Origin of the sequence: Streptomyces sp. NBC_00190 (assembly GCF_036203305.1) — a bacterium.
Lineage (GTDB): Bacteria > Actinomycetota > Actinomycetes > Streptomycetales > Streptomycetaceae > Streptomyces.
The window spans coordinates 5,714,884-5,728,466 of record NZ_CP108131.1 but is presented as its reverse complement, the minus strand read 5'-3'; the positions used below and the strand labels follow the sequence as shown (position 1 = coordinate 5,728,466).

10 protein-coding genes are annotated in these 13,583 nt (G+C 74.2%); 4 read left to right on the top strand and 6 right to left on the bottom strand.

The annotated features are described in order from the left end of the window. Nucleotides 1–35: 35 nt before the first annotated feature. The gene (locus OG429_RS27700) at nt 36–296 is read left to right on the top strand and encodes a DUF397 domain-containing protein (protein ID WP_328927955.1); all 261 of its coding nucleotides are present in this window, start codon (nt 36–38) and stop codon (nt 294–296) included. Nucleotides 297–403: 107 nt separating this feature from the next. On the opposite strand, the gene OG429_RS27695 is transcribed toward OG429_RS27700, so the two are convergent. The 4 genes from OG429_RS27695 to eccB all read right to left on the bottom strand — a co-directional run bounded on the left by OG429_RS27695 (nt 404) and on the right by eccB (nt 4,187). Next, complete coding sequence (locus tag OG429_RS27695) at nt 404–712, bottom strand: WXG100 family type VII secretion target (RefSeq protein WP_328927954.1); 309 nt, start codon at nt 710–712, stop codon at nt 404–406. Between the two features lie 43 nt (nt 713–755). Then, nucleotides 756–1,106 carry a hypothetical protein gene (locus OG429_RS27690; protein ID WP_328927953.1) on the bottom strand — a complete coding sequence of 117 codons (351 nt, stop codon included), beginning with the start codon at nt 1,104–1,106 and terminating at the stop codon, nt 756–758. Nucleotides 1,107–1,320: 214 nt separating this feature from the next. Then, a complete protein-coding gene (gene mycP, locus OG429_RS27685; protein ID WP_328927952.1) occupies nt 1,321–2,592 on the bottom strand; it encodes a type VII secretion-associated serine protease mycosin in 1,272 nt (423 codons plus the stop codon). 11 nt (nt 2,593–2,603) lie between these two features. Next, nucleotides 2,604–4,187: a type VII secretion protein EccB gene (gene eccB / locus OG429_RS27680; protein WP_328927951.1), complete on the bottom strand. Its 1,584-nt coding sequence runs from the start codon at nt 4,185–4,187 to the stop codon at nt 2,604–2,606. Nucleotides 4,188–4,498: 311 nt separating this feature from the next. Here eccB and eccE point away from each other — a divergent pair, with 311 nt between their 5' ends. The 3 genes from eccE to OG429_RS27665 all read left to right on the top strand — a co-directional run bounded on the left by eccE (nt 4,499) and on the right by OG429_RS27665 (nt 8,962). Next, nucleotides 4,499–5,773: a type VII secretion protein EccE gene (gene eccE, locus OG429_RS27675; protein WP_328927950.1), complete on the top strand. Its 1,275-nt coding sequence runs from the start codon at nt 4,499–4,501 to the stop codon at nt 5,771–5,773. Then, the gene (locus OG429_RS27670; protein WP_328927949.1) at nt 5,770–6,468 is read left to right on the top strand and encodes a hypothetical protein; all 699 of its coding nucleotides are present in this window, start codon (nt 5,770–5,772) and stop codon (nt 6,466–6,468) included. Before eccE ends, OG429_RS27670 begins: the two co-directional genes overlap by 4 nt. Nucleotides 6,469–6,580: 112 nt before the next feature. Continuing rightward, nucleotides 6,581–8,962, top strand: a complete 2,382-nt coding sequence (locus OG429_RS27665) for an SCO5717 family growth-regulating ATPase (protein ID WP_328927948.1) — start codon at nt 6,581–6,583, stop codon at nt 8,960–8,962. 78 nt (nt 8,963–9,040) lie between these two features. On the opposite strand, the gene OG429_RS27660 is transcribed toward OG429_RS27665, so the two are convergent. After that, a complete protein-coding gene (locus OG429_RS27660; RefSeq protein ID WP_328927947.1) occupies nt 9,041–9,997 on the bottom strand; it encodes a bifunctional riboflavin kinase/FAD synthetase in 957 nt (318 codons plus the stop codon). 127 nt (nt 9,998–10,124) lie between these two features. Further along, the gene (locus OG429_RS27655; protein WP_328927946.1) at nt 10,125–13,361 is read right to left on the bottom strand and encodes a serine protease; all 3,237 of its coding nucleotides are present in this window, start codon (nt 13,359–13,361) and stop codon (nt 10,125–10,127) included. Nucleotides 13,362–13,583: the final 222 nt, after the last annotated feature.

Genomic DNA, 13,583 nt, shown 5'->3' with positions numbered 1-13,583 from the left:
GGTGAAGACCGCGCCACCGAGGGGAAAGGCCGCACATGGGCACCCAGCAGGAGAAGGACGAGCTGTACGCGCTCGACATCAGCGGCGTGGAGTGGGAGGGCCCGCCCGGGACCAGCCCCGACGAGGAGCGGGTCGAGATCGCGCGGCTGCCCGAGGGAGCGGTGGCCATGCGGTCCTCGCTGGACCGGGACACGGTGCTGCGGTACACCGCCGCCGAGTGGGAGGCCTTCGTACTCGGGGCCCGTGACGGCGAGTTCGACCTGGACCGGCACCGCCCTGAGGAGCCGGACGCCTGAGGGACCGGACATCCGACGGGCCGGACACCTGACGGACCAGACGCCGAAGGGGCGCGCCCGGTGCGGGCGCGCCCCTTCGGCGCGTACGGACTGCGTGGGCTACCGGCTCAGTAGGCCTCGGTGAACAGGCGCGAGGCCTTCACGTCGGTGGCGCGGTAGTCGCCCTTGCCGCGCTCGATGAGCTGGGCGACCTGCTCCAGCTGCTTCTGCATGTGGTCGGCCTTGCCCTTGTACTTCGCCTGCAGCTGGACGTACTGGCCGTGGGCCTCACCGTCCCAGGTGTCGGTGACGACCTTGAGGGCCTGCTCCATCTCGTTCAGGTCCGTGATGATGTTCTTGGAGACGATCCGGATACGGTCCGCCATCTGCTGAACGGTTTCATACCGGACCCGGGTGTGCCCGTCGTTACCCGCCATGTTCTTCTCCTTCTCGCTGCGGCAAACTGAAAAACGGCTGCTGTCAGATGCCGTTGAGGCCGGAACTGTTGGAGCCGCCGCCGGAACCGGCCGGCTGGACGGCCCTGAACGCGGCGCGCACGTCGTCGTCCTGGGCGTTGCTCAGGTTCTTGGTCTGCGCGACGGCGTTGTGCAGGACGCCGAGCAGCCTGCGGATCTCGTCGTGGTCGTCATTGACCATGCTCTGCGCGGACATGAACCCCGAGGCACCCACACCGGTCCAGCCGGCGCTCACGGTGGCGAGGATGTCGGCCAGTTCGCGGGCCTGCCTGGTGACGGCATTGGCCGTCTCCTCGATCTTGCTCTTCGCCTGGACGACCGGATCGTCTGCAAGTCCGAACGTGTTCGTGCTCATCCGAAGCTCCTCACTTCTCAATTCGCCGGCAGAACCGGCGGATTGCGTGGCGGAGCGGACCATGCCCGGCGCGGTCGTGAGCCACGCGCCCTGGGCGTCCCCCTCCGCTTCACGCGATCCCCCGATCACACTCGTGAAGCCTGCTGTCACTCTAGCCAGTTCATCGGCAGGGCCCAACACCGGTGGGTTGCTACCGTTGATGAACTGTGACCGTTCACTGCAAACGGCGTCGGCGCCCGCGTGCGTCCCGCACGACGGTCGCGGTCCCCGCGATGACGGCGATCAGGACGGCTCCGATGCCCAGAGCGTACGTGCCGTACCGCTCCTGCCGCTCCTGTGCCGTCTCGGTGAGCTGGAGCGCGGCGGCCTCCGGGGCCGCCGCGGGGGGCGGGCCGGGATCCGGGACGGGGGCCTTGGGTGCCTCGCGGTCCTGGCTGAGCGCGCGCACCGGGTCGACGACGCCCCAACCGACGTAGTCGTCACGGCCCTTGACCGAGCGCTCCGCGGTGTTCTGGATCTGCCAGACGATCTGCTCGACGGTCCAGTCCCCGTGCTTGGCGCGCAGCAGGGTGGCCACCCCGGCGACGTACGGGGCGGAGAAGCTGGTGCCGTTGTCGATGCACTGGCCGAATCCGGGGACCGTGGAGACCATGTCGACGCCGGGCGCCGCCACCCCGATGAAGTCGCCGGGCTGGGAGAACACGGCCCGCTCGTTGTTGCGGTCCGAGGAGGCCACCGCGAGCACGCCGGGGAAGGCCGCCGGGTACGTCTTGCGCTTCTCCCCGGTCATGCCGTCGTTGCCCGCCGAGGCCACCACCACGACCTTGGCGTCGATGGCCTTCTGGACCGACTTGCCGAGATCGGAGTCCGGGGACATCGGCACGTCGGTGTCCTGGGAGATGTTGATCACCTGGGCGCCCTTGGCCACCGCGTGGTCGATCGCCTGGCTCAGGGACAGGGCGTTGCCCTTGCCCTGGCCGTCGTTCTGCCGGATGGGGATGATCGTGGCGTCCGGGGCCAGGCCGACGAAGCCGGTGCCCTCCTGGGGGCGGGCGGCGATCAGCCCGGCGACCTTGGTGCCGTGGCCGACGGTGTCGTTCGTGCCGTCGCCGCCCTTGGGGTCGATGAAGTCCTTGCCGGCGCCGGTGTCGAGGGCGCCGCTGAGCTGCGGGTTCACCCGGTCCACCCCGGTGTCGATGACCGCGACGCGGATGCTGTTGCCGTTCTTGTCCTTGCCCTTGGTGTGCGTCCAGAGCTCGTCGAGGAGGAGCCGCTGGAGGGCCCAGGGTCGGTCCGCGATCTGCTTCTTCATGGGGAAGGTGCACTCGCCGGCGCCGTCGAGACTCAGGGCGTACGGGGGCTGCGGCGCGGCGGTGGCGGGGGTGGCCGCCGCGGCGGCGGCGGTGGCGGGGGTGGCCGCGGCGACCGTCGCGAGGGCCAGGGCGGCGGCGCGGACCGCGCGCCGCCGCATCGGGAGCTGGGTCATCGGCGGCTTCCTCACGAACCCTGCGGCTGGCGGGCGGAGTTGGTGTCCAGGCGCGGCCCCTTGGAGAGGAACTCCGACCACGCGATGGGCACCATGGCCGGTGTGACGCCCGCGTAGCCGAGCCGGATCTGCGCCTGGCTGGCCTCGGGCGCACCTCCCGTGGCGCCGCCCTTGGCCTGCTGGTCGGGGGCGCCGATCTTCGACTGCTCGGCGTCGCTGTCGCCGTTGGCCTGGACCGCGTACCGCAGGCCGGTGTCGGTGACCAGGAAGAGGGAGCCGCCTGCCGTGGTCTGCTTGCCCTGGACCTGGGTGTAGAGCAGTCCCGAGCCCGGGGTGACGTACGCGCTCGTGCCGCTGGCGGTGATGTCGATGGGGAAGCCGGTGCCCGCCCAGGTGCTCAAGGTCTGGTTGCCCTGGCCGTCGACCGAGCGCAGCACGTTGCAGATGGTGTCGCGGCCGGAGGCGCCGGTGCCTTGCGTCCCGGCTGCCGGTGCGCCCTGGTTGATCCGCTCGGTCTTCTTCTGCGGCCACTTGAGGTCGCCCGCGAACGGGGTGGACTCCGGGCTGATGGCCTGGAGGTCGATCTCGCGGGCCTTGCCGTGCATGTTGAGGCCGTCGGTCGCGGGCGCCGAGATCAGCAGCCAGGCGACGAAGTCGGAGACCGGCGCGACCTTCCCCGGCAGGACCACGTAGTGCTGCGTGCCGGAACCGGTCTGGGCCATGAGCACCATGCCGACCTTGTTGTCGTCGGTGATCAGGCCCTTGACGTCGGCGTTCGTACCGGCCTTGCCGGGCAGCTGCGGGAAGGACAGGTCGTCGCCGGAGTTGAGGGTCCCCAGCCACTGCTCGGTGACCTGCTGCGGGGTGGCGCCGGTGCCGACCAGGGCGTTGGTCATCGTGCCCGCGGCCGGGGTGCCCTCCGGGAACTTGTACTTGGTGCCCGCGGCGTCGACCAGGTAGCGCTCCTTGCCCGGGCCGGCGCTCTGCACGTACAGCGACTGCGTGTCGGTCAGCTTGCGCTGATCGTCCGTCAGGTGCGTCTCGCGGTCGGCGAGGACGAAGGTGGCGGTCTGCACCCCGCGCCCGTTGCCGCCCGGCTGCTGGCAGGCGGCCCAGCGCTTGGCCTTGGCCGCGTCCGCCTTGGCGGGCAGCCGGTCGGGGGCGTACGGGATGCCGATGATGGGCCCGCGGGGCGGCTGGCCCTTGTCGAGGACCTTGTCGTCGACCTGGATGACCTTGAACTTCGAGGGGTCCAGCAGGAGTCGGGCGGAGGCGAGGTTGAGCACCGGGTGCAGCCGGGTCTGGTCCTTGCCGTTCACCTTCGTCGTCAGGACCACGTAGCGGGTGGTGGAGTCCTTGCCGACGATGACCTGGGTGCCGGGGTCCGCCCAGCCCTTGGGGGCCGTCGGCCTGAACATGCCCCAGGCGCCGAAGCCGGCGAGTACGACCGCGGCCGCGATCAGCCCCGGCACGACCGCGCGCAGCGGGCGCGGTGCGCCCTCCTCGGTCCCCGTCGCGGACGGCTGGAGGAACGCGGCCACCGTGCGCCGCTTCGCGAAGGTGTACGCATTGAGCTCATCACGTCGTGATGCCATGACCGTCTGCTTCTCCCCGCACGGCCCGGTCGGTGAGTACGGTCCCCGGGCCTCGATTGTCGGACCGGGCACCTACTATGCCTCTTGACGGAGGCCGCCCAGGGGCCGGGTAGGGTGAGATCGCCGCTCAGCGCCTTCCGCACCGGGGTATTCAGGGCTTGTCGGGGTGGATTGAGAAGATTCCGGGGCCCTGCGCCAGCTGTCGCGCGCCGCCGGAACTCACGGTCCGGCCCTGGGGGCACCTCCCTTGGGGTCCCCCCGAACGAAGTCCGGGGGAGGTAGCTGAGGGAGAAAGGGGAGGTGCGCGAGTGATGGCCACCGCGACGCAGCCGCAGACTGGCGCGGCCGCACCCGCACGAGGCGGCGTGACGCCGCATCCGAAGTCGAGCCCTGGCCGCTTCGGTCCGTTCCGATTGCAACAGCTTGTGCTGCTTCAGGTGGCCGCGGCCCTCCTGTTGGTGGCCTGGGTGGTCGAACCGGTGCTGCTGGTTCCCGCCGGCGCGCTCGCGCTCGTACTCGTGGTGCTCGCGGTCGTACGCAGGCACCAGCGCTCCCTGCCCGAGTGGATCGGCGGTGCGCTCGCGCTGCGCGCGCGTCGGCGCCGGGCCGCGTCCCTCACCGTGCCAGCGGGCACCGAGCCCGGGCTCGCCCCGCTCGTCGAGGCCGATCCGGCGTTGCGCACCCTCACGTTCAGCGACCGCGACCGGCGGCCGGTCGGGATGATCGGCGACGGTACCTTCCTCACCGCCGTCGTCCAGGTGGACACGGACGCCACCGCTCTGCGGCCCGACCGGGGGGCGCGGCCACTACCGCTGGGTGTCGTACGGGACATCCTCGAAGTCGACGGCATCCGGTTGGAGTCCGCGCAGCTGGTGCAGCACACCCAGCCCGCGCCGGCCCCGCACCTGCCCGCCCAGTCCATGGCCACCCGCAACTACGCGCCGCTGCAGGCCCGGACCGGTACCCCGGCGGTGCGGCTCACCTGGATCGCGCTCAAGCTCGACCCGGAGCTCTGTCCCGAGGCGGTCACCGCGCGCGGCGGCGGACTGCCGGGCGCCCAGCGGTGCGTGGTGCGGGTGGCGGACCAGTTGGCGAGCCGGCTGACCGGCGCCGGGTTCACGGCCACCGTGCTGACCGAGCAGGAGCTCACGGCGGCCCTGGCCACGTCCTCGTGCGCGAACCCGATGGCGATCACCCAGGCCGGACGGTCCGCCAGCACGGGACGGCGTACGGAGGAGACTCCGCGGACCTGGCGCTGCGACGACCGGCGGCACACCACGTACTGGATAGGCCGCTGGCCGCGGTTGGGCGGCGCGGGGGCCGCGGCGCTGCCGCAGTTCGTGGCGCTGCTGACCTCGCTGCCGGCCCTGGCGACGAACTTCAGCCTGACGATCGCCCCGGCGGAGCGCCAGGGCGTGACGCTGACCGGGCACGTCCGGGTGACCGGGCGCAGCGACGAGGAACTGGTCGCGGCCCGACGGGAGTTGGAGCGGACGGCGCGGGGCGTGAAGACCGGTCTGGTCCGGCTCGACCGTGAACAAGTGCCGGGGCTGCTGGCTTCGCTGCCGCTGGGAGGGGCGCGATGAGGGGCGGTTTCGGGCTGGTCGGCCCCCGGCGGGAGCGGCACGTGGTGCCCGCCGCCGACCTGGACGCGCTGGCGCTGCCCGTCGGCGACGACGGGGTCGTCATCGGTGTGGACGCGGAGGGACGGCCGGCGGTGCTCGGCGTCAACCGGCCTACGCCGTACGAGGTGACGCTGATCGGCGGTCTGTGGACGGCGCAGGTACTGGCGCTGCGCGCGGCGGCGACGGGCGCGCGGGTGGCGGTGGAGACGGGGCGCGGGCACGTGTGGTCCGGGCTGGCCCAGGCCGCGGGCGGCGGACAGCAGTGCGTGACCCTGCACGAGGTGGGCCGGGTGCCGCCGCAGGGCGCGTCGGCCGGCAGCCCGGTACTCGTGATCCGCGACTGCGGGATGCGGCCGCCGCGCGGGCGCGTGGTGGCCGGGCCCTGGCAGTCCGTACTGACGTTGCTGCCGTACCTGAGCCCCACGGCGCCACGGCTGCTCCAGCAGTCGTCGCTGGTGGGTGTGCAGCGGGTGTCGCCGGACGAGGCCGAGCAGATCGGCCGCCTGATGAGCCTGCCGCAGGCGGCGGTGGAATCCCTGCCGACACTGGGCGACGGGGTGACGTTGTGGTGTACGCCACGGGACCGGCAGTTCGTGATGACCCAGGGGACGGACGCGGAGACGGGCCTGTTGGGCCCGGCGCGGCGGATCGACTGACGGTCGGCGGGGCCGACGGGGGCGGACACCGGCAGCGGAGCGCGATTAGGCTGGACGCGGGCGCGGCGTCGAAGTGGGCGCCGGACCAGTGTTCGACAGACCAGGAGGACCAGTGAACGGCGATCGGAACGAGAGGCGCGGCGGGACGTGGGACGTCCCGACGGACGATCAGTCCGACGCGGAGCCCGAACTGACGGGCGAGTTCACCATCGACTACACCCCGCCGGCCTGGTACACCCAGGGCGCGGCTCCGTCCGCGCAGGTGCCGGGGCTACCCGAGGGCAGCGGCTTCGAGCCCCACCGTCCCTCGGACGTGGCCTCGCCCCCGACGATGCGGATCGCTCCGCCGAGCCCGCGCACCCCGTCCGATGGCGCGGGCCTGCCCGCGCCCTTCACGGCACCGGCCGATACCCCGGTGCCCGCGCCGTTCCCGGCTCCGGCTCCGGCTCCGATCGAAGCCCCCGCGCCGTTCTCGGCTCCGGCTCCCGTCGACGTGCCGGCACCCGCGCCCGTCGAGGTGCCCGCGCCGTTCGCCTTCCCGGCACCGGTCGAGGCGGCCCCGCAGTACGAGGCTCCGGCCCCGGGCCCGGTCGAGCCTTCGGTGCCCGCGCCGTTCACCCTCTCCGCACCGGTGGAAGCCCCGGTGCCCGCGCCGTTCTCTTCTCCGGCACCGGTCGAGGCCCCCGCGCCGTTCCCGGCTCCGGCTCCCGTCGAGGTACCGGCTCCGGCACCCGTCGAGGCTCCCGAGCCGGTCGAGGATGCGGTGCCCGCGCCGTTCACCTTCCCCGCACCGGTCGAGACTCCCGCGCCCGCACCGGTCGACGCGGCCCCGCCGTACCAGGCCCCGGCCCCGGTAGAGGCCCCGGCGCCCGCGCCGTTCACCCTCCCCGCGCCCGCCGATGCGCCGGCGCCGGCACCGTCCGAGGGCGAAGCCGGTCCGCACGACACGCCCGCCGAGGGGACGCCCCTGCTGCCCCCCGCCGAGCAGGCCTCGGCCGCGCCGGTCAGCCCTACGGACGTACAGGTCCCCGCCGCGGAGCACCCGTTCGGGGGACCCGGTGGCGAACTGCCGCCGCTGCCGCCCTCGTTCGCGGACCAGGCGGGCCAGCCGGACCAGGACGGGTACTCGTTCCCGCCGCCGGCTCCCGCCCCGCAGCCGCAGCCGATGCCGGCGCCGGCGCCGCAGCCCCCGCACCACGATCCGCGCTCCGGCGCCCAGTGGCCCGTCGGCCAGCCGCAGCATCAGCCGCAGCCGCCCCAGCCCCACGACCCCCGCTACTCGGCCGCCCAGACCACCGGCGGGGCGCCGCTCGGCTACACGGCCGCCGTCGAGCTGTCCTCGGACCGCCTGCTGCGGAACAAGCAGAAGCCCAAGACCGGCAACAACAGCGCCGGCGGGCGCTTCCGCTTCGGCGGCAAGGCGGCCGAAGCGGAGCGCCAGCGCAAGCTGGAACTGATCCGCACCCCGGTCATGTCCTGCTACCGCATCGCCGTCATCAGCCTCAAGGGCGGCGTCGGCAAGACCACGACGACCACCGCTCTCGGCGCCACCCTCGCCACCGAGCGCCAGGACAAGATCCTGGCCATCGACGCGAACCCCGACGCCGGCACCCTCGGCCGCCGTGTCCGCCGCGAGACCGGCGCCACCATCCGGGACCTGGTCCAGGCGATCCCTTACCTGAACTCGTACATGGACATCCGCCGGTTCACCTCCCAGGCGCCCTCCGGTCTGGAGATCATCGCCAACGACGTGGACCCGGCCGTCTCCACGACCTTCAACGACGAGGACTACCGCCGCGTCATAGAGACGCTGGGCCGCCAGTACCCGATCATCCTCACCGACTCGGGCACCGGCCTCCTCTACTCCGCCATGCGCGGCGTCCTGGACCTGGCCGATCAGCTGATCATCATCTCGACCCCGTCCGTCGACGGCGCCAGCAGCGCCAGCACCACCCTCGACTGGCTCTCCGCCCACGGGTATGCCGATCTCGTCTCCCGCTCGCTCACCGTCATCTCCGGGGTCCGCGAGACGGCCAAGATGATCAAGATCGAGGACATCGTGCAGCACTTCGAGACCCGCTGCCGCGGTGTCGTCGTGGTGCCGTTCGACGAGCACCTCGCGGCAGGCGCCGAGGTCGATCTCGACATGATGCGGCCCAAGACGCGCGAGGCGTACTTCAACCTCTCCGCCCTGGTGGCCGAGGACTTCCTGCGGGCCCAGCAGCAGGCCCCACAGGGCCACTGGGGAGCCCCGCAGCAGCCCCAGCCGCAGCCGCCGTACCACCAGCAGCCTCAGCCGCAGCAGCCGTACGGCCAGCCCCAGGGCCAGCCTCCGTACCAGCAGCCGCAGCCGCCCTACCAGCAGCCCGGCCAGCCCTACCCGCAGCCCGGCCAGCCCTGGCAGCAGCCCCCGGCGCCGCAGCCGCAGCCGCCGCAGCCGCAGCCGCAGCCGCAGCCGCAGCAACAGCCCCCGCGCGACCCCCGCCTGGGCTGAGCCGACAGCGCGAAGGGCCCGTACCGCCCCGGGATCGATCGAGATCCGGGACGGTACGGGCCCTCGCCCGTTCGTCCGTCAGCGCTGCGCGTCGTGCGCGTCCGTCAGCACCCGCGCCCGCTTCACGTCGTCCGCGATCGCCTCCAGCAGCCCGTCCAGCGACTCGAACTTCGCCATCCCCCGCACGTACGCGAGGAAGTCGACGGCCACGTGCTTCCCGTACAGGTCCAGTCCGATCCGGTCGATCGCGTACGCCTCCACGGTCCGCTCGGTCGCGTCGAACTGCACGTTCGTCCCCACCGAGATCGCCGCGGGCATCCGCTCGCCGTCGGCCGTCAGCCAGCCCGCGTACACCCCGTCAGCCGGGATCGCGGTGTGCGGCTGCGTCTCGACGTTCGCCGTCGGATAGCCGAGCTCGCGCCCGCGCTGCGCACCGCGCACCACCACGCCCTCGACCCGGTGCGGCCGTCCCAGGATCTCCGCCGCGCCCTCCATGTCGCCCTCGGCGACCAGCCTGCGCGCCAGCGTCGAGGAGAACGGCACACCGCCGCCGGCCTCTCCCCGCTCGACCAGGTCCACGACGTCGACGTCGTAGTCGTAGGTGGAACCCAGCTCGCGCAGGAAGTCGACGTTCCCGGCGGCCCGGTGGCCGAAGCGGAAGTTCGGGCCCTCGATGACGGACCGCGCGTGCAACTTGTCGACCAGCACCTTCACGATGAAGTCGGCCGGGGACAGCTGCGAGAACTCCGCCGTGAACGGCAGGATCAGCAGCGCGTCCACACCCAGACCGGCCATCAGGTCGGCGCGCCGGTCGTAGGGCGCCAGGATCGGCGGGTGGCTGCCCGGACGGACGACCTCGCTCGGGTGGGGGCTGAAGGTGACGACGACGGACGGGAGGCCGAGCGCGCGCGCCTTGGCCACGGCCCGTCCGATGATCAGCTGATGACCGCGGTGCACGCCGTCGTAGGAGCCGATGGTGACGACGCTGCGTCCCCAGTCCTGGGGGATGTCCTCCAAGCCACGCCAGCGCTGCACTGTGACCGCTCCTCGCCCGAACCCGTTTAGGCCTTGTACTGATTGCCGATTACAGGTCTAAGACTGCCATGCCGGTGCCCGGTGCCCCGCATCGGCATCTGCGTCGCACGGCCGCCGCGCCATATCGTCACGTCACATCCGCGGCCGCCCTGCCGAAGTGGTCTTCCGGGCGGGCGGCGGCACAGGCCGCGGCGGCTCCACGGAACGCGTCGAGCACCCGCGGGTCGGTCTCCTCGCGCAGCAGTACGCCGGCCAGCTCGCCGCGCAGCGCGTACGAGGCCTTCCCGCCCGGCGTGGCCAGTACGACGGCCAGTTCGGCCCGTACCGGCGCCGGGGCGGACCGCAGCAGGTCCAGGACCAGCGGGCGCAGCACGGGTGCGGCGGCCGCGCCCTGCTCCAGGCGCCGGTCGACGAAGGCCGCGGCGTGCGGGGCGTCCTCGGGCCGGCATGCCAGGAGGTCGCGTACGAGGTCGGCCGCGCGCCGGGCCAGCCCGGGGGTGGTCAACGCGGCCAGGGCGCGCACCACCTCCCCGTCGGCCCGGGCCCGCAGCGCGTCGAACACCGCGTCCGGGTCGGGCAGTACGGGCAGGGCCGCGACCAGCGCCGCGGCGGGCAGCCGACAACCGTGTTCGGGGGCCCGGAAGCAGGCGAGGGCGTCGGGCAGGTAGCGGCCGCGGGCCTGCGGGTCGCGCAACAGCACGGCCAAGGCGCTGCCGTGCAGAGCGGCGTCGGCGGGGCGGGCCAGCAGCGCCTGGGCGGCGTAGCGCAGCAGCTCGCGGTCGGCGGGGGTCCGCACGTACGGGGCGGTGGCCGTCCCGTACGCGGCGGCCGCGGCGCGCCGCGCGGGCCGTTCGTCGTGCGCCCAGCGGTCCACGGCCCGGCACAGGGCGGCGGGCTCCTCCTCGGCGAGTACGCGGAGCAGTTCGTCGGCGCGGGGGTGCGCGGCGGTGACGAGTGCCTCGGTGAGGTCGTCGAGGGCGAGGCGGCGGTGGGTGTGCAGCAGTGCCTGGGCGGCGGTGGCGACGGTGGCTCCGGGGCGCCCGCGCAGCCGCCGCCCGTCGGTGAACCAGGCGCAGAGCAGGGGCTGCGCGAGCCGCGGGTTCCGGGCGAGCCGGCGGGCGGCGGCGTCGAGGTAGCGGTCGCCGGGGACCGCCTCGGCGGGGTCGGCGGGGAGCAGCCGGCGCAGCAGGTCGAGGCGGTCGGGCTCGGGCAGCCGGAGCCGGTTCCAGAACCGGCCGCCGAACTCGCCCGGGCCGGCGCGGGCCACGTGCTCCGCGAGGGCGTGCAGGACGGGGAGGTGGGGGTGGGCGTCGGGGGCCCGGAGCAAGCTCTCGCGCAGCAGCCGGGCGGCCCACCAGGTCCGGTCGGCATCGGGTCCGGGTCCGGGCCCGGCATCGGCCGCTGCGGCGGCGGGTCCGGCGTCCGTTGCGGCTGCGGCAGCGGCCTCGGCGAAATCGTTGAGGCGGTGGACCAGCCGCATGAGCTCCCCGTGCAGGGCGTCCGCGGGCAGTCGGCGCAAGGCCTCCAGGACCGGCCCGATCCGGTGCCGGGCCACCGGCCCGCCCGGCCGGGCGGGCCGGTGGACGAGGGAGTCGAGGGCGGTGGGGACGTCCAGGTGGCCGGCCTGGATCCAGTCGGACAACTCCTCGTGGGCGAAGCGGTAGCCGGGCCCGGCGGGCACCAGCAGACCCTCGGTGAGCACGGCGCAGGCCCAGCCGGTGCGCCACGGGAACAGTTCCTCGAAGGTGGCCCGGTCCAGCGATCCCTGCCCGGGTCCCAGACAGCGCCGTGCGGCCTCGTGGACCCGGCCGGCCACGCGCGCCGCCAGCCGCCTGACGCCGGGGCCGTGCACCCGGTCCGCTCCGGCCCGGGCGGCGGCGATGCGGACGGCGGCGCGCAGGCACAGGAGGTCCAGGTGGGCGGCGAAGACCTCGTCGCGGCCGGGGCACCCGGCCGTGACCCCGGCCGCGCGGATCCCTGCGAGCAGGCGCAGGGTGAGCGGGTGTCCGGCGTCGGACTCCCGGACGGAGCCCTCGGGGATGCCGAACCGGGCCCGGGCGGCCCCGGCCTCGGCGGGGGTGAGGTCGCCGAGCGGGAGGGCGGGCGGCATCCGCCGGGACGGGCGGGCGGGGGCGTACAGCACCTCGGGCGGGCAGAGGGCGCCGGCCCGCTCCCAGTGCTCGGGCCGGGCGGCGACGGCCAGCCGGGCCCCCGTCGCGCGCAGCCACCCGACGGTCGCGTCGGTCCAGGGTCCCAGGCGGTGCGCGAGCTCCGGGGGCATCTCCTCGGGGGCGTCGAGCACCACGAGCAGTGCCCGCCCGGCCGCGTCCGCGACCCGCGCCGCCTGCTCGGCGTCCGTGTCGGCCGCGGATCGGTCCACCAGGACGTCCGGTCCCCCGGCGGACGCGGTCCGGGCCGCCGAGACCAGCGCCCGCGTCACCGCGTCGGCCACCGAGGCGTCCCCGCCGTGCAGGTCCGCCCCGCGCAGCCACACCGTCGGTGCGGGACGGGCCGCGCGTGCCCGGCGTACGGCCAGGGCCGCCAGCGCCGTGGTGCGACCCGTGCCGGGGGCTCCCACCAGGCCGAGGACAAGGCGGTCCCCCGCCGTGAAGGCCTCCAGTTCGGCCGCGGTCCCCGGTCGCCCGACGGTTTCGCAGCCGGGCTCGGCCTCGCCCGGGGGCAGGGCCGCGCCCAGGGTGGTCCCGGTCAGTTCGAGGACCCCGGCGAGGTTCAGGTCCGGCCCGTACGCCGGCACGGTCGCGGCGTTGCGTTCCAGCAGCGCGGCCAGCTGGCCGGCCGGGTCGGCTGCGGCCGCCGCCCGCAGGGCGACCGCGAAGCCGCCGGACCGGTGTTCCGCGCGCAGAGCGGTGCCCAGTACCGCGAGCACCGCTCCGGTCCGCGCGTCGAGGACCGGTCCCCCGCAGGCCTCCCCGCCCAGGCTCAGCGCGTCCCGCCCGTCCGTGCCGATCGCCAGCTCGACCGCCGCGCCCGGGGGCACGGCGTGCCGCCGGTCCGCCGCCGGGTAGGTGACCTCCGCGCCCCCCAGCACCCGCGCCTGCCGCCATCCCCGCGCGGGCAGCCGTACGTACGTTCCCGGAGCGATCGCCTCGCGCATCGCCACCGGCAGCGGCCGCACCCCGAGCCCGTCGGTGCGTACGAGTGCCAGCGCGAGCCCCGGCAGTACGGTCACGTCCCCCGCCTCGGCCAGCCAGGTGCGGCCGCCCTGGCCGGGCCCGTGGAGCACCACCCGGCCGAGGCCGTCGACGGCCTCGTGACCGGTGACCACCGTCCCGCGGTCGTCGGCGACGAATCCGCTGCCGCGCGCCCGCCCGGCCGGATCGCAGATTGTGACGAGCTCCGCCATGGCCGCACCACTCCCCCGCAACGCCCCGTGCTCATGACGGTAGGCAGGTGAAGATCAGCACGAAAAGCACGCGAGGTGAACGCGCCCCCTTACGCTCCCTCCATTCACTCCAAGCGCCTGCTCGGACGGGTGAATACGAGGGTCCGGGTGGATAGAGACCTACCCGAGGGGGGTCGTGGAGCGGTGAGCGGCCATGCATGTGCGCTCACCGCTCCACGTCGG